Genomic DNA, 15,330 nt, shown 5'->3' with positions numbered 1-15,330 from the left:
ACGCAATCCTGATTAATCGTTTGACAAAGAATTTCCCGGCTCAGTCAGCGCCGAAACGGAATGCCGACGTACCAGCGTTGGGTTAAAGACGTGAGTGATTTCCGGGACCGGGCGTTTTTCGGCCAGCGCCAGCGCCAGTTCGGCGGCCTGGGTTGCCATCGTCACGATAGGGTAGCGTACCGTCGTCAGCCGTGGGCGCACGTAGCGTGAAACCAGTACATCATCAAAACCAATCAGCGAGATTTCTCCCGGCACATCAATGCCGTTATCATTTAATACACCCATAGCACCCGCCGCCATTGAGTCGTTATAGCAGGCGATAGCCGTGAAGTTTTTGCCGCGACCAAGCAGCTCAGTCATTGCCTGCTCGCCGCCGCTTTCATCGGGCTCGCCAAACGTGACCAGTCGATCGTTTACCGGAATATTGCTTTCCGCCAGCGCGTCGTAATAGCCTTGCAAACGATCTTCCGCATCTGAAATGCTGTGGTTGGAACACAGATAGCCGATGCGCGTATGGCCCTGCTGAATAAGATGACGGGTTGCCAGCCAGGCACCGTAACGGTCGTCCAGCGCAACGCAGCGTTGTTCGAATCCCGGTAAGATTCGATTGATCAGTACCATCCCGGGGATTTGTTTCATCAATGATGTCAGCTCGGCATCCGGGATAATTTTAGCGTGGACCACGAGGGCTGCGCAGCGGTGGCGAATAAGCTGCTCAATCGCCTGACGTTCCTTTTGCTCGTTATGGTAGCCGTTGCCAATCAGTAAAAAGTTACCGGTGTTATAGGCCACCTGCTCGACAGCTTTAACCATTGCCCCAAAGAACGGATCGGACACATCACCGACTACCAGACCGACGGTTTCAGTAGATTGTTGTGCCAGCGCACGCGCGTTGGCGTTGGGGTGGTAGCTGAGTGATTCCATTGCACTCATTACAGCCAGACGCGATGCTTCGCTGGCTTTGGGGGAGTCATTGATCACTCGAGAAACGGTGGCGACTGATACACCAGCTAGTCGGGCTACATCCTTTATGGTCGCCATGATAGTACCTGTTGTGGGTAAACGCTTACATCCCGCCAGTGTTACGGAAAACGGCTGTCTGTTCAAGCAGATTGCCCGTCAGAACGTCGCAAATGTGAGCGGACACGAGCGAAGTAAGACAGAAAATAGAAAATGAAAACCTTTGCTTACACTTTGCGATGTGCTGTTGCGATTGTTCGCTGGTGAGGGGAGAGAGCGGATTGATAGAGTTGAGATCCCAGAGGTATTGATAGGTGAAATCAACTTTCGGGTTGATCACAAAATTTACACCAGCCTGCGCAGATGCGCAGGTTTTTTTTTGCGTACGGCGTATCTGTAACAGTAACCGATAATTTACACAACTCGTTGCACTTGGGTTCATTCCTTTGCGTTTTCCAACTGGCGGAACGGCGCGGTGACGACCACAATCAAGATCCCAGAGGTATTGATTGGTGAGATTATTCGGTACGCACTTCGTACCTGTCTCTTGCACCGACCTGCGCGGATGCGCAGGTTTTTTTTCGGATTCTATTTACCCGTTATCTGTCGCGCCCATTCCCCAACTCGTATACTCTCCCATCATTGATGTTTATATAATTAATGGCACAGGGAGTTGAGATGCTATTTGGCTTTTTTCGAAATCTGTTTCGCGTGCTGTTTCGTGTTCGCGTCACGGGCGATGTCAGCGCGCTACGGGGAGAACGCGTCTTAATCACGCCCAACCATGTCTCATTTATCGATGGTATCCTGCTGGCGCTCTTTTTACCGATTCGCCCCGTTTTTGCCGTTTACACCTCGATCAGCCAGCAATGGTATATGCGCTGGCTCACTCCACTGATTGATTTCGTACCGCTAGACCCAACCAAACCGATGTCGATTAAACATCTGGTACGCCTGGTCGAGCAGGGGCGCCCGGTGGTTATTTTCCCGGAAGGACGTATTTCGACCACCGGTTCACTGATGAAAATCTACGACGGTGCCGGGTTCGTTGCCGCAAAATCAAAGGCGACGGTGGTGCCTGTGCGTATTGAAGGCGCGGAACTGACACATTTTAGCCGCCTGAAAGGTCTGGTTAAACAGCGATTTTTTCCGCGTATTCAATTGCATATCCTGCCGCCGACCCAAATGCCGATGCCGGAAGCGCCGCGTGCTCGCGATCGCCGCAAAATCGCCGGTGAAATGCTGCACCAGATTATGATGGAAGCGCGTATGGCCGTCCGCCCGCGTGAAACGTTATACGAGTCGCTACTGGCGGCAAAATACCGGTTTGGCGCAGGCAAAAACTGCATTGAAGATGTTAACTTTACGCCGGACAGCTACCGCAAACTGCTGACGAAGACACTCTTTGTGGCTCGTATTCTGGAGAAATATAGCGCGGAAGGTGAAAAAATTGGCCTGATGCTGCCAAATGCGGGGATCAGCGCGGCGGTCATTTTTGGCGCCATTGCGCGTCGACGCATCCCGGCGATGATGAACTATACGGCGGGCGTGAAGGGATTAACCAGCGCCATTACAGCCTCTGAAATCAAAACGATCTTCACTTCCCGACAATTTCTCGATAAAGGCAAACTCTGGCACCTACCGGAACAGCTCACCCAGGTGCGCTGGGTGTATCTGGAAGATCTGAAGGCCGATGTGACCTTTGGCGATAAGCTGTGGATTTTTTCTCATCTGTTGGCGCCGCATCTGGCACAGGTGAAGCAGCAGCCGGAAGAAGCTGCGGTGATCCTCTTTACCTCAGGATCAGAAGGCCACCCGAAAGGTGTCGTACACAGCCATAAGAGCATTCTGGCGAACGTCGAGCAGATTAAGACGATTGCCGATTTCACTGCTGACGATCGCTTTATGTCAGCATTGCCGCTATTTCACTCTTTTGGCCTGACGGTAGGGTTATTCACGCCGTTGCTGACCGGTGCTGAAGTGTTTTTGTACCCCAGTCCGCTGCATTACCGCATCGTTCCTGAGCTGGTATATGACCGTAACTGCACCGTACTGTTTGGTACCTCAACGTTCCTCGGCAATTATGCGCGGTTTGCTCATCCGTACGATTTCCACCGTCTGCGCTATGTTGTTGCCGGAGCCGAAAAGCTGCAAGACAGCACAAAGCAGTTGTGGCAGGAGAAGTTTGGCCTGCGCGTCCTTGAAGGCTATGGCGTGACGGAATGTGCGCCGGTGGTGTCGATTAACGTACCGATGGCGGCGAAATCGGGAACGGTAGGGCGCATTCTGCCTGGTATGGATGCCCGACTGTTGGCGGTTCCTGGTATTGAAGATGGCGGGCGTTTACAGCTGAAAGGCCCTAATATTATGAGCGGCTATCTGCGCGTCGAAAAGCCAGGTGTACTGGAAGTCCCAACCGCAGAAAATGCGCAGGGTCAGATAGAACACGGCTGGTACGACACCGGTGATGTTGTACGCTTTGATGAAAATGGCTTTGTACAGATTCAGGGGCGTGCCAAGCGCTTTGCCAAAATTGCCGGTGAGATGGTGTCACTGGAGATGGTTGAACAGCTGGCGCTGGCAGTATCTGCTGACAAAATGCATGCCACGGCTATCAAGAGCGATGCCAATAAAGGGGAAGCGCTGGTGCTGTTTACTACCGACAGCGAGCTGACCCGTGAAAGATTACTCCAGTATGCGCGCATCCACGGCATTCCAGAGCTTGCCGTACCGCGTGATATCCGCCACCTGAAACAACTCCCTCTGCTCGGCAGCGGTAAGCCAGATTTTGTGACACTGAAAAACTGGGTCGATGAACCGGAAAAACAACATGCGTGAGTCAGTACACACTAGCACGTCAATCTGGTCAAAAGGGATGATGTCCGTTATCGCCGCGCAGTTTTTGTCAGCGTTTGGCGATAACGCGTTGTTGTTTGCTACCCTGGCTTTGCTCAAGGCGCAGTTCTACCCGGACTGGAGCCAGCCAATCCTGCAAATGGTGTTTGTGGGCGCTTACATTTTGTTTGCGCCGTTTGTTGGACAGGTGGCGGATAGCTTTGCCAAAGGCAGAGTGATGATGTTCGCCAACGGTCTCAAGCTGCTGGGCGCGGCGAGTATCTGTTTCGGCGTTAACCCATTTCTCGGGTATACGCTGGTGGGTATTGGCGCTGCGGCGTATTCTCCGGCCAAGTATGGCATTCTCGGTGAACTGACTACCGGCGACAAACTGGTGAAAGCCAACGGCCTGATGGAAGCTTCCACCATTGCCGCGATTCTGCTCGGATCTGTCGCCGGTGGCGTTCTGGCCGACTGGCACGTGATTGCCGCGCTTTCTGCCTGTGCGCTGGCCTATGCTGGCGCAGTGGTGGCTAACCTGTATATCCCGAAACTGGCCGCGGCTCGCCCCGGTCAGTCCTGGCATCTGGGCAAAATGACGCGTAGTTTTTTCTGTGCCGCCTCCTCGCTGTGGCGCAACGGTGAAACACGTTTCTCGTTGGTAGGAACCAGCCTGTTTTGGGGCGCGGGCGTCACGCTGCGTTTTCTTCTGGTGCTGTGGGTCCCGGTTGCGCTCGGCATTACCGATAACGCCACACCGACCTATCTCAACGCTATGGTGGCTATCGGGATTGTTGTCGGCGCGGGGGCGGCTGCGAAACTGGTGACGCTGGAAACCGTGTCGCGCTGTATGCCTGCAGGGATACTGATCGGCGTCGTGGTGCTGATTTTCTCTCTTCAACATTCGCTGCTTCCGGCCTACGCGTTGCTGCTGCTTATCGGCGTGTGTGGTGGGTTCTTTGTGGTGCCGCTGAATGCGTTACTGCAGGAGCGGGGCAAAAAAAGCGTGGGTGCGGGCAACGCTATTGCGGTGCAAAACCTGGGTGAAAACAGCGCGATGTTGCTGATGCTCGGTATCTACTCACTGGCGGTGTTGGTGGGTATTCCTGCGGTAGCCATTGGCGTTGGATTTGGTGCGTTGTTTGCCCTGGCGATTACGGCGCTGTGGATTTGGCAGCGCCGCCATTAGTCTGTTATATGCTGTTGCAACCAGGCCTACAGGGAACGCTGTCTGTAGGCCTGATAAGCGCAGCGCCATCAGGCGCTAACTGTTAAGGTGCAGGATAGGTATACACCTGATGCACCGCTTCAATCTCTGCCAGCACTTCCTCGCTCAACTCCAGATACAGGCTTTCAACGTTGGTTTTTAGCTGCTCCATCGTCGTGGCGCCCAGCAGTGTGCTGGCGACAAACGGCTGACGACGCACGAATGCCAGCGCCATTTGCGCAGGATCGAGGTTATGGCGTTTGGCGATATCCACATAGGCAGCTACCGCTTTTTGCGTTTGTTCGCTGCTGTAGCGCGTAAAACGGCTAAACAGCGTATTGCGTGCGCCGGCAGGTTTCGCACCGTTCAGGTATTTACCGGTTAAGGTGCCAAAACCAAGGCACGAGTAGGCCAGTAGCTCAACGCCTTCATACTGGCTCACTTCGGCCAGTCCAACTTCAAAGCTGCGGTTTAGCAGGCTGTACGGGTTCTGGATAGTGGCGATACGTGGCAGGTCATGTTTGTCTGCCAGGTGCAGATAACGCATTACGCCAAACGCGGTTTCGTTGGAAACACCGATGTAACGAATCTTACCTGCACGCTGAAACTCTGCCAGCGCGTCCAGCGTATCCAGTAGGGAAACGACTGGAGCGGAGTCCGTCCAGCTATATCCCAGCTTACCAAAGCAGTTGGTCGGACGCTGCGGCCAGTGGACCTGATAGAGATCGAGATAATCGGTCTGCAGTCTTTTCAGACTGTCGTGCAGCGCCTCACGGATGTTTTTACGATCCAGCGCCTGATTTGGTCGAATGCCGCTGTCGTTGTTACGTGATGGTCCACTGACCTTCGACGCCACGATTAGCTTTTCGCGGCTGCCGTGTTTGGCGAGCCAGTTGCCCACGTAAGTTTCGGTGAGTCCCTGGGTTTCTGGACGAGGCGGTACCGGATACATCTCGGCAACGTCGATTAAATTTATGCCTTGTGCAACGGCATAGTCGAGCTGTGCATGTGCGTCGGCTTCGCTGTTTTGTTCACCAAACGTCATTGTGCCCAGCCCCAGTGTACTGACTTCCAGCGAGCTGTGGGGTATACGGTGATATTGCATAGCCGTTTCCTTTTTATAATCACGACATAAGGATTATAAAAATGGCTGAGGGAAGGGAAAAAGGGAAGCAAAATTGTTAAGGCCAGCGCGCTGCTGACCTTAACCATCAACGCTCAATGATTTGAGAGACTTCGTCGCGGTTAATTTGCATCGCATTGCCTTGCTGATCGTGGTAACTCACCAGACCGGTATCATCGTCAATTTCTGGTTTACCATCGGTCAGGATCATTCGACCATCTTTTGTTGCCATCACATAATCACTGCTGCATCCGGAAACGGCAAAAGCCAGCCCGACGGCGGAAATTAAAACTGCCCATTTTTTCATCTGCTTATCCTCACATGGCCTGCGTCTGACACTAGTTTAGTAATAACGCGAAGTTGTGCAGGGCGAAAGCAGTAAAATCTTAATCTGTGAGAGAAGGAAGGTGCGCGGGGAGTATTCGCTCCCCATGGGGGGAGCGATAGTGTCAGTCAGAGTGGATTTTTTTTATTGCGCCACAGGTTCAGGGTCTCTACAGCGATAGAGAAGAACATAGCGAAGTAAATGTATCCTTTCGGAACATGGACATCGAAGCTTTCCAGGATTAGCGTGAAGCCAACCAGTATCAGGAAAGAGAGTGCCAGCATTTTTACCGAAGGGTGACGATCAACAAACTCACCGATTGGGCGGGCTGCAAACATCATTACGCCCACGGCAATCACGACGGCTGCCATCATAATAAACAGATGATCGGACAAGCCTACTGCGGTGATTACTGAGTCCAGACTGAAGATAATATCCAACAGCATGATCTGCACAATCGCGCCCAGGAAAGAAGAGACGCGGGTTTTCAGTCCTTCCTCTTCGCCCTCAATGGACTCGTGGATCTCTTTACTCGCTTTCCAGATCAGGAACAATCCGCCGAGCAGAAGGATCAGATCGCGTGCTGAAATCGCCTCGCCAAACAGTTCGAATAACGGGTTAGTGAGCCGCGTTACCCAGGCGATGGATGCCAGCAGCGCCAGACGCATCACCATCGCTGCCGCCAGCCCGATTCGTCGGGCATGATTGCGTTGTGCTGTTGGGAGTTTTGCTACAACCAGAGAAAGGAAAATAATATTGTCGATTCCGAGAACGATCTCCAGCAGCGTCAGCGTACCGAGCGCCAGCCAGGCGTTAGGATCGGTTATCCATGCAAATAACATCAAACAAAGTCCTGCCAAAAAAAAGAAGCGGTAATTATAGGCGCGTAACGCGACGGGCGAAAGGTCAGGGTGTGTTATTGAGCCTGGAATAGAAAATGCCGTTCCAGCAATGCGCGGGTGAAGTTCTTTTTCAGGTAAAACCCGCGGGGCAGAGTCAGGATCGGTTCGCCATGGGCGCCAATGGCCTCGGTCAGCGCCTGGGCGTTAGCGGCTTTAGGACGCAGTTGCAGCACTTCCCCATGGCGAGCGGTGATGCGTTCGACGTGGCCTAGCACTATCATGTCCATCAACTCTTCCCAGTCCAGACGCAGTTGTCGATCTTCCTCTTCATTCGGACTCCACAGCAGCGGAGAGCCAACGCGCCGTTCAGCCACAGGGATGCTGCGTTCACCTTCTACGGGTATCCACAACACGCGTTTAAGCTTGTGTCGAACATGGCTGGTTTCCCAGGTCACGCCGGTATTACCGGTTAACGGTGCCACGCAGACAAAGGTCGTTTCCAGCGGTCTGCCAAGGCTATCTACAGGGATCGTTTTTAACTCCACGCCCAGCGCGGCAAAATCCTGCTCCGGTTTACTGCCCGCACTGGCCCCAAGCCAAATTTCCAGCAGTACGCCAATCCAGCCTTTGTCCCGCTTCAGATCCTTTGGCGCGACGAGTCCTGCCATCGCCGACAGTTCTCCCAGCGTGTAGCCCGAAAGTTGCCGTGCCTGGTGCAGCAACTGGGCTTCGGATTCAGGCGGAGAAAGCAATGGATGGAGTTCTGGCATCAGGGTTACCCTTGGGTTAAAAAATGAGCAATGATTTTATACCGTGTGGACAGAGTTTATCTTTTTCCACATGCTTTATCCAATTGCATGATTTATAGTGGTTTTTATATTTTGATGTAAAGGGTTGCGCAACAGAAAACCGGGTTTTCCAATTCTGGTCACTGACAATGAACAGGATCTTACACCATGTTATCCACAGAAAGATGGGATAACTGTGAAAAACCCCCACTACTGTTTCAATTTACAGCCTTGACGTGCGACGAAAATCGAATTTTCACACAAATTGTGCCTAACTTATTGGCATAATCTGTGGATAAAACCAACGCTGGTCGATCTTTCATCAGCTCGAAGATCGTATGCGTGACGCGCATCACATTTCTGCATGTTTAGCTACAGTTGTTGCTTTTAACTTAATGAATATATAAGACTATTTTTTGAGTGTGACGGATGTCTTATTCAGACTGCTCCGGGTTTTCCCATAGTAATTCCGTACTTCTTCACAACTATATCCACAGAAAAGGTGAATAAAATCGCCTATGTAGCATATCTTCTGTTTATAACTCGGCCCTTTGCTGTGAGTTATTCAATTGTTATTAGAATATCGCGCCCTTAACAGAGTGGTTTACCGCCCCTCTGGAGTGTGAAACAATCGTTTGTATATAAGGTTTATGTTGAGGTAGTCCGGTGATTGATGACGATGGCTACCGCCCGAATGTAGGGATAGTAATTTGTAACCGCCAGGGGCAGGTCATGTGGGCCCGGCGATTTGGTCAGCACTCCTGGCAATTCCCGCAAGGCGGGATAAATGCAGGAGAGACAGCAGAGCAGGCGATGTACCGGGAACTCTTTGAAGAAGTAGGTCTGAGTCGTAAAGATGTGCGGATCCTTGCTTCTACTCGTAACTGGTTGCGTTACAAGTTACCGAAACGTTTGGTGCGTTGGGACACAAAGCCGGTTTGTATCGGCCAGAAACAAAAATGGTTTCTTTTGCAGTTGGTCAGCAGCGATGCTGAAATCAATATGCAAACCAGCAGTACACCTGAGTTCGACGGCTGGCGCTGGGTGAGTTACTGGTATCCGGTTCGACAGGTGGTGTCATTTAAACGCGATGTCTATCGCAGGGTGATGAAAGAATTCGCAAGTGTTGTGATGGCGCTTCAGGAGAGCACTCCTAAGCCGCAAAGCGCACCTGCGTACAGACGTAAAAGAGGTTAAGCTACGCAAATTATGCTCACCCGCCTGCGCGAAATAGTCGAAAAGGTGGCCAGTGCCCCACGTCTCAATGAGGCGTTGAATATTCTGGTTACTGACATCTGTCTTGCGATGGATACAGAGGTCTGCTCGGTCTACCTGGCCGATCACGACCGACGCTGTTATTACCTGATGGCGACCCGAGGACTTAAAAAACCACGCGGTCGCACTGTTGCACTGGCGTTTGATGAAGGGATCGTTGGCCTGGTTGGCAGGCTGGCGGAACCTATCAACCTTGCCGATGCGCAAAAACACCCCAGCTTTAAATATATTCCTTCGGTGAAAGAAGAACGCTTTCGTGCGTTCTTAGGTGTACCGATCATCCAGCGACGCCAGTTATTAGGCGTCCTGGTGGTACAGCAACGTGAGTTGCGCCAGTACGACGAAAGCGAAGAATCTTTTCTGGTCACGCTTGCCACACAAATGGCCGCTATTCTGTCTCAGTCGCAGTTAACCGCGCTATTTGGGCAATACCGGCAAACGCGTATCCGCGCATTGCCTGCCGCCCCCGGCGTGGCGATCGCTGAAGGCTGGCAGGATGCCACGTTACCGCTGATGGAACAGGTGTATCAGGCTTCAACGTTGGATCCAGTGCTTGAGCGTGAACGTCTGACTGGCGCACTGGAAGAAGCCGCAAATGAATTTCGCCGCTACAGTAAGCGTTTTGCTGCCGGGGCACAGAAAGAGACGGCGGCAATTTTTGATCTCTATTCGCACCTGCTCTCCGATACCCGTCTGCGCCGCGAGTTGTTCGCGGAAGTGGATAACGGCTCGGTGGCCGAGTGGGCGGTTAAAACGATCATCGAGAAGTTTGCCGAACAGTTTGCCGCGCTAAGCGATAACTATCTCAAAGAACGCGCCGGGGATTTGCGCGCGTTGGGGCAGCGTCTGCTGTTCCATCTTGACGACTCTGTTCAGGGGCCGAATGCCTGGCCGGAACGTTTCGTGCTGGTGGCGGATGAGTTGTCTGCCACTACGCTGGCGGAACTTCCCCAGGACCGGTTGGTAGGGGTTGTCGTCAGGGATGGTGCCGCCAACTCTCACGCGGCGATTATGGTTCGTGCGCTGGGTATCCCTACCGTTATGGGGGCCGATATCCAGCCGTCTGTGTTGCACCGCCGCACGTTGGTGGTGGATGGCTATCGTGGCGAACTGTTGGTTGATCCGGAGCCGGTATTAATCCAGGAATATCAGCGTCTTATCAGTGAAGAAATTGAGCTGAGCCGCCTGGCGGAAGACGACGTCAACCAGCCAGCACAGTTGAAAAGCGGCGAGCGCGTGAAGGTGATGCTCAATGCGGGTCTCAGCCCGGAACATGAAGAAAAGCTGGGTAGCAGGATCGACGGTATTGGCCTGTATCGCACCGAAATCCCGTTCATGCTGCAAAGCGGTTTTCCTTCGGAAGAAGAACAGGTTGCGCAGTATCAGGGTATGCTGCAGATGTTTAACGATAAGCCCGTAACTCTGCGTACGCTGGATGTCGGTGCCGATAAACAACTGCCCTACATGCCCATCAGTGAAGAGAACCCGTGCCTTGGCTGGCGAGGGATCCGCATAACGCTCGATCAGCCAGAGATCTTTTTGATCCAGGTTCGCGCCATGCTGCGTGCCAACGCGGCAACCGGCAACCTCAGCATTTTGCTACCGATGGTAACCAGCATTGATGAAGTGGACGAAGCGCGACGTTTGATTGAACGTGCCGGACGCGAAGTGGAAGAGATGATCGGCTACGAGATCCCGAAACCGCGCATTGGCATCATGCTGGAAGTTCCGTCGATGGTGTTCATGCTGCCGCATCTGACAAACCGGATTGACTTTATCTCGGTCGGAACCAACGATCTTACCCAGTACATACTGGCCGTCGATCGTAACAACACACGGGTAGCCAGCATTTATGACAGTCTGCATCCGGGGATGTTACGCGCGCTGGCGATGATTGCGCAGGAAGCCGAAAGAAGCGGTATCGATTTGCGCTTATGCGGTGAAATGGCGGGCGACCCGATGTGTGTAGCCATTCTGATAGGCCTGGGTTTTCGCCATTTGTCAATGAACGGTCGTTCTGTCGCTCGCGTTAAATATCTGCTGCGTCATATCGATTTTGATGAGGCGCAAACGCTGGCGCAGCGCAGCCTGGAAGCGCAGATGGCGGCAGAGGTACGCCATCAGGTAGCGGCCTTTATGGAGCGCCGTGGCATGGGAGGATTGATTCGCGGAGGATTGTAGGCCTGATAAGCGTAGCACCATCAGGCAATACGGGGGGTAAAGATTACCTATACAGATCTTTTACATCTTCCCGGCATCCGCTGCGATCCCCTTGTGCTATCATTCGCACCTTTGGAGCGCCTGCATTATGCAGGCGCGCTTATCAATTGCTGTCTGACTTCAGCGAAATAACAAGAACTTGTGGTGACAGATGACCAGTAGCTATCTGCATTTTCCGGATTTCGATCCGGTCATTTTCTCAATTGGACCCGTCGCGCTTCACTGGTACGGCATGATGTATCTGGTGGGGTTTATTTTCGCGATGTGGCTGGCGACGCGCCGGGCTAATCGCCCGGGCAGTGGCTGGACCAAAAACGAAGTAGAAAACTTACTTTATGCAGGCTTCCTCGGGGTCTTCCTCGGCGGGCGTATTGGCTACGTGCTGTTCTATAACTTCCCGCTGTTCCTTGATAACCCGCTGTATCTGTTCCGCGTCTGGGATGGGGGCATGTCCTTCCATGGCGGGCTTATCGGGGTGATTCTGGTGATGATTATCTTCGCCAAACGCACCAAGCGTACATTCTTCCAGGTCTCTGATTTTATTGCTCCACTAATTCCGTTTGGTTTGGGCGCAGGCCGCCTGGGTAACTTTATCAACGGTGAACTGTGGGGACGCGTTGACCCTAACTTTAAGTACGCCATGCTGTTCCCTGGCTCCCGCACTGAAGATATTTTATTGCTGCAAACCAATCCGCAGTGGCAGTCTATTTTTGACACATACGGCTCTTTGCCTCGCCATGCCTCACAGCTTTATGAGATGGCGCTGGAAGGGGTTGTGCTGTTTATCATTCTTAACCTGTTTATTCGCAAACCTCGTCCGATGGGCTCGGTTTCCGGTCTGTTCCTGATTGGCTATGGCGCGTTTCGTATTATCGTCGAATTCTTCCGCCAGCCGGATGCGCAGTTTACCGGCACATGGGTCCAGTACATCAGCATGGGGCAGATCCTGTCTATCCCGATGATTGTCGCAGGTATTATTATGATGGTTTGGGCATACCGTCGCAGCCCGCAGCAACACGTTTCCTGAGGAACCATGAAACAGTATTTAGAACTGATGCAAAAAGTGCTGGATGAAGGCACACAGAAAAACGACCGCACCGGAACCGGAACGCTTTCCATTTTTGGTCATCAGATGCGTTTTAATCTGCAGGAAGGGTTCCCGCTGGTTACGACTAAACGCTGCCATTTACGCTCGATCATCCATGAGCTGTTGTGGTTTTTGCAGGGCGACACCAACGTTGCCTACCTGCATGAAAACAACGTCTCAATATGGGATGAATGGGCTGATGAGAACGGTAATTTAGGTCCGGTGTACGGTAAACAGTGGCGTGCATGGCCAACACCGGATGGCCGCCATATCGACCAGATCACGACGGTGCTGAACCAGTTGAAAAACGACCCGGATTCCCGTCGTATTATCGTTTCAGCGTGGAACGTAGGCGAACTGGATAAGATGGCGTTGGCGCCGTGTCATGCGTTCTTCCAGTTCTACGTGGCGGATGGCAAACTCTCTTGCCAACTGTATCAGCGTTCATGCGATGTGTTCCTCGGTCTGCCGTTCAACATCGCCAGCTACGCCTTGCTGGTTCACATGATGGCGCAGCAGTGCGATCTTGAAGTCGGTGATTTTGTCTGGACAGGCGGTGACACGCACCTGTACAGCAACCATATGGATCAAACACATCTGCAGCTTAGCCGCGAGCCACGTGCGCTGCCGAAGCTGGTTATCAAGCGTAAACCTGATTCAATTTTCGACTATCGTTTCGACGACTTCGAAATTGAGGGTTACGATCCGCACCCAGGCATTAAAGCGCCGGTCGCTATCTGATCGAGGCTAATCCTGTCACAACCGGCGCCTTATGCGTCGGTTTTTTTTGCCTTACATTCTATTCTGCGGCGTTGATTCCTGAAATTTTGCAACGTGATGTAATGCGATAAATATTCTCCGTAGCTTGCCGAAGAAGCTGAATTTCCCCCTCGTTATTAATTTCTCTCACGCCATACTGGCGACATGAAAAAACAACAAGGCTACACGCTTCTCGAAACCCTGATTGCAATGCTGATTGTCGCGGCGCTTGGCGCATCGGGGTTGTACGGTTGGCAGCGCTGGCAACAACAGCAGCGGTTATGGCAAACAGCCAGCCAGGTGCGGGATTACCTGCTGCAATTGCGCGAGGATGCTAACTGGCGTAATCGTGATCACGTCATCAACGTGCTCCGCGAAGGAGGAACATGGTGTCTGGTAAGCTCAGCGACGTCACAAACTTCGTGTCAGCCGGTTTCACCGTTGATTTTTACGCCACTCTGGGCTGATGTCGAGATGGCAGAGATAACACCGTCACTGGCTTTTTTTGGCCTACGTAATACCGCATGGGCCGGGCATATCTACCTGAAGAATGCTGCAGGTGAATGGCGTGTGGTGGTGTCTGGTTGGGGACGAATCAGGCTTTGCGAACGCGGTGAGGCGGATCAATGTCGGTAAGTGAACGTGGCTTTTCACTGCTTGAGGTGCTTATCGCTATGGTGATAAGCAGCATTTTACTCCTCAGCGCTGCGCGATTTTTACCTGCGCTGCAGCGAGAAATTTTGCAGAACACTCGTCAGCTAGTGCTTGAAGATGAGCTCTGGCAGCGGATGTATACCGTGGCGAAGCATCTCCAGCGGGCTGGCTATTGTCGGGGAAACTGTATCGGAGAAGGGCTGATGATATCAGCCGCGGGAGACTGTGTGATTGTACGCTGGGATGCCAATAGCAACGGTGTTTGGGACGATATTCCGGCAAAGGAGGCCGATGCCGTTGGGTTTCGTGTTCAAGATAAGGTGCTGGAAACCTTGCGTGGCGCAACAACCTGCGTGGGAAAAGGTTGGGATAAAATGACCGATCCGGATTCTATTCAGATTGAGGTATTTCAGGTGGAGCGCCTGAATATCAGCGGATTTGCGCCAGTGCTTTCGTTGCACCTGCGCGGGAGAAGCAACGCCGAACCTCAAAAGGTCATTGAGGTATTCTATGACGTCACAGGATTCAACCTGTGAACCGTGAGCGAGGTGTTTCATCGCTTGCAATGGTGCTTTTACTCCTGGTACTTGGCAGTCTGTTGCTGCAAGGCGTAAGCCGACAGGAGGCGAGTTTTGCGTCGCGGGTGGCAACGGAAAGCCAGTCGCTACAACATCAGGCAGTGGTGCAATCCGCCATGGAATGGGCACGTATGCAGCCCTGGAGTTTGCAGATGGCAACGCAGTGTCGACGCTATTCCACACAGGGTGCGACAGTCTGCCTGCGTGTGCTCGACGACGATCTTGTGCTGCTTATTGCGCAATATGAAGGTATATCGCTATGGCGTCAGGGGATGATTATCGAGGGTACTATCGAATTCTCAGCGCATGGCTGGAGCGATTTCTGCCCGTTAAAGGTGCTGGCGTTATGTCTGATACCCTGAACAGACAGCGTGGTTTTAGCCTGCCGGAAGTGATGCTGGCAATGGTGCTGATGATTATGATCGTGACCGCGCTTTCCGGATATCAGCGGGCGCTGATGAAGAGCTTTTTAGTCAGAAGCCAGTATCAACAATTGTGGCATCACGCCTGGCAGCAAACGCAGTTGCATATGTATTCACCACCTTTAAACTGGCAAATTAACCGAATGCAGACAACGATAGCGGGATGTGTCAGCATCAATGTTAAAATTACTTCCCCTCTGGGCAGGCAGGGTCAGATGACACGACTGCACTGCCCAAATCGTCAGTAGTCAGGAG

15 protein-coding genes are annotated in these 15,330 nt (G+C 52.6%); 10 read left to right on the top strand and 5 right to left on the bottom strand.

Annotation, left to right across the window (positions count from 1 at the left end; all coding sequences use genetic code 11):
• Positions 1-12: 12 nt before the first annotated feature.
• Positions 13-1,041, bottom strand: coding sequence for an HTH-type transcriptional regulator GalR (gene galR / locus OGY19_RS09180; protein ID WP_048213115.1), 1,029 nt, complete (start codon positions 1,039-1,041; stop codon positions 13-15).
• 597 nt (positions 1,042-1,638) lie between these two features.
• On the opposite strand from galR, the gene aas reads away from it, so the two are divergent.
• Both aas and lplT read left to right on the top strand, forming a co-directional pair.
• Positions 1,639-3,798 carry a bifunctional acyl-ACP--phospholipid O-acyltransferase/long-chain-fatty-acid--ACP ligase gene (gene aas / locus OGY19_RS09175; protein ID WP_101741602.1) on the top strand — a complete coding sequence of 720 codons (2,160 nt, stop codon included), beginning with the start codon at positions 1,639-1,641 and terminating at the stop codon, positions 3,796-3,798.
• Positions 3,791-4,984: a lysophospholipid transporter LplT gene (lplT, locus tag OGY19_RS09170; protein WP_101741603.1), complete on the top strand. Its 1,194-nt coding sequence runs from the start codon at positions 3,791-3,793 to the stop codon at positions 4,982-4,984. Before aas ends, lplT begins: the two co-directional genes overlap by 8 nt.
• 82 nt (positions 4,985-5,066) lie before the next feature.
• Here the strand turns inward: lplT and OGY19_RS09165 are convergent, their stop codons facing one another.
• The 4 genes from OGY19_RS09165 to mutH form a co-directional block, all read right to left on the bottom strand.
• Complete coding sequence (locus OGY19_RS09165; RefSeq protein ID WP_048213112.1) at positions 5,067-6,107, bottom strand: NADP(H)-dependent aldo-keto reductase; 1,041 nt, start codon at positions 6,105-6,107, stop codon at positions 5,067-5,069.
• Between the two features lie 106 nt (positions 6,108-6,213).
• The gene (gene ygdR / locus OGY19_RS09160; protein ID WP_005123410.1) at positions 6,214-6,432 is read right to left on the bottom strand and encodes a lipoprotein YgdR; all 219 of its coding nucleotides are present in this window, start codon (positions 6,430-6,432) and stop codon (positions 6,214-6,216) included.
• Positions 6,433-6,578: 146 nt separating this feature from the next.
• Positions 6,579-7,292: a TerC family protein gene (locus OGY19_RS09155; protein ID WP_040232169.1), complete on the bottom strand. Its 714-nt coding sequence runs from the start codon at positions 7,290-7,292 to the stop codon at positions 6,579-6,581.
• A 74-nt stretch (positions 7,293-7,366) separates the two neighbouring features.
• Positions 7,367-8,062, bottom strand: coding sequence for a DNA mismatch repair endonuclease MutH (gene mutH / locus OGY19_RS09150; protein ID WP_115601528.1), 696 nt, complete (start codon positions 8,060-8,062; stop codon positions 7,367-7,369).
• Between the two features lie 684 nt (positions 8,063-8,746).
• Here mutH and rppH point away from each other — a divergent pair.
• The 8 genes from rppH to OGY19_RS09110 all read left to right on the top strand — a co-directional run bounded on the left by rppH (position 8,747) and on the right by OGY19_RS09110 (position 15,323).
• On the top strand, positions 8,747-9,277 hold the full coding sequence (rppH, locus tag OGY19_RS09145; protein ID WP_003825602.1) for an RNA pyrophosphohydrolase: 531 nt from the start codon (positions 8,747-8,749) through the stop codon (positions 9,275-9,277).
• Positions 9,278-9,289: 12 nt separating this feature from the next.
• Positions 9,290-11,536 (top strand): phosphoenolpyruvate--protein phosphotransferase, encoded by a 2,247-nt coding sequence (gene ptsP, locus OGY19_RS09140; RefSeq protein ID WP_115601529.1) that lies wholly within the window; start codon positions 9,290-9,292, stop codon positions 11,534-11,536.
• Positions 11,537-11,726: 190 nt separating this feature from the next.
• Positions 11,727-12,602: a prolipoprotein diacylglyceryl transferase gene (lgt, locus tag OGY19_RS09135; protein ID WP_048213109.1), complete on the top strand. Its 876-nt coding sequence runs from the start codon at positions 11,727-11,729 to the stop codon at positions 12,600-12,602.
• Positions 12,603-12,608: 6 nt separating this feature from the next.
• Entirely contained in the window at positions 12,609-13,403 is a 795-nt protein-coding gene (gene thyA / locus OGY19_RS09130; protein ID WP_005123418.1) for a thymidylate synthase, read from the top strand.
• A 183-nt stretch (positions 13,404-13,586) separates the two neighbouring features.
• Positions 13,587-14,057, top strand: coding sequence for a prepilin peptidase-dependent protein (locus OGY19_RS09125; protein WP_115601530.1), 471 nt, complete (start codon positions 13,587-13,589; stop codon positions 14,055-14,057).
• On the top strand, positions 14,048-14,611 hold the full coding sequence (locus OGY19_RS09120) for a prepilin peptidase-dependent protein (protein ID WP_115601531.1): 564 nt from the start codon (positions 14,048-14,050) through the stop codon (positions 14,609-14,611). The genes OGY19_RS09125 and OGY19_RS09120 overlap by 10 nt, the downstream gene beginning before the upstream one ends.
• Positions 14,608-15,015, top strand: a complete 408-nt coding sequence (locus tag OGY19_RS09115) for a DUF2509 family protein (protein WP_048213106.1) — start codon at positions 14,608-14,610, stop codon at positions 15,013-15,015. Before OGY19_RS09120 ends, OGY19_RS09115 begins: the two co-directional genes overlap by 4 nt.
• The gene (locus tag OGY19_RS09110; RefSeq protein ID WP_048213105.1) at positions 15,000-15,323 is read left to right on the top strand and encodes a prepilin-type N-terminal cleavage/methylation domain-containing protein; all 324 of its coding nucleotides are present in this window, start codon (positions 15,000-15,002) and stop codon (positions 15,321-15,323) included. Before OGY19_RS09115 ends, OGY19_RS09110 begins: the two co-directional genes overlap by 16 nt.
• Positions 15,324-15,330 lie beyond the last annotated feature (7 nt).

It is taken from the genome of Citrobacter sp. Cy070 (genome assembly GCF_030332245.1).
Taxonomy (GTDB): Bacteria; Pseudomonadota; Gammaproteobacteria; order Enterobacterales; family Enterobacteriaceae; genus Citrobacter; species Citrobacter youngae.
Note: the sequence above shows the minus strand (reverse complement) of the source record. Positions and strands in the feature narration are given on the sequence as shown.

What these genes read in the sequence shown, in the direction of transcription:
- galR (WP_048213115.1), bottom strand. Translation starts at nt 1,041, where the DNA reads ATGGCGACCATAAAGGATGTAGCCCGACTAGCTGGTGTATCAGTCGCC.
- aas (WP_101741602.1), top strand. Translation starts at nt 1,639, where the DNA reads ATGCTATTTGGCTTTTTTCGAAATCTGTTTCGCGTGCTGTTTCGTGTT.
- lplT (WP_101741603.1), top strand. Translation starts at nt 3,791, where the DNA reads ATGCGTGAGTCAGTACACACTAGCACGTCAATCTGGTCAAAAGGGATG.
- OGY19_RS09165 (WP_048213112.1), bottom strand. Translation starts at nt 6,107, where the DNA reads ATGCAATATCACCGTATACCCCACAGCTCGCTGGAAGTCAGTACACTG.
- ygdR (WP_005123410.1), bottom strand. Translation starts at nt 6,432, where the DNA reads ATGAAAAAATGGGCAGTTTTAATTTCCGCCGTCGGGCTGGCTTTTGCC.
- OGY19_RS09155 (WP_040232169.1), bottom strand. Translation starts at nt 7,292, where the DNA reads ATGTTATTTGCATGGATAACCGATCCTAACGCCTGGCTGGCGCTCGGT.
- mutH (WP_115601528.1), bottom strand. Translation starts at nt 8,062, where the DNA reads ATGCCAGAACTCCATCCATTGCTTTCTCCGCCTGAATCCGAAGCCCAG.
- ptsP (WP_115601529.1), top strand. Translation starts at nt 9,290, where the DNA reads ATGCTCACCCGCCTGCGCGAAATAGTCGAAAAGGTGGCCAGTGCCCCA.
- lgt (WP_048213109.1), top strand. Translation starts at nt 11,727, where the DNA reads ATGACCAGTAGCTATCTGCATTTTCCGGATTTCGATCCGGTCATTTTC.
- thyA (WP_005123418.1), top strand. Translation starts at nt 12,609, where the DNA reads ATGAAACAGTATTTAGAACTGATGCAAAAAGTGCTGGATGAAGGCACA.
- OGY19_RS09125 (WP_115601530.1), top strand. Translation starts at nt 13,587, where the DNA reads ATGAAAAAACAACAAGGCTACACGCTTCTCGAAACCCTGATTGCAATG.
- OGY19_RS09120 (WP_115601531.1), top strand. Translation starts at nt 14,048, where the DNA reads ATGTCGGTAAGTGAACGTGGCTTTTCACTGCTTGAGGTGCTTATCGCT.
- OGY19_RS09110 (WP_048213105.1), top strand. Translation starts at nt 15,000, where the DNA reads ATGTCTGATACCCTGAACAGACAGCGTGGTTTTAGCCTGCCGGAAGTG.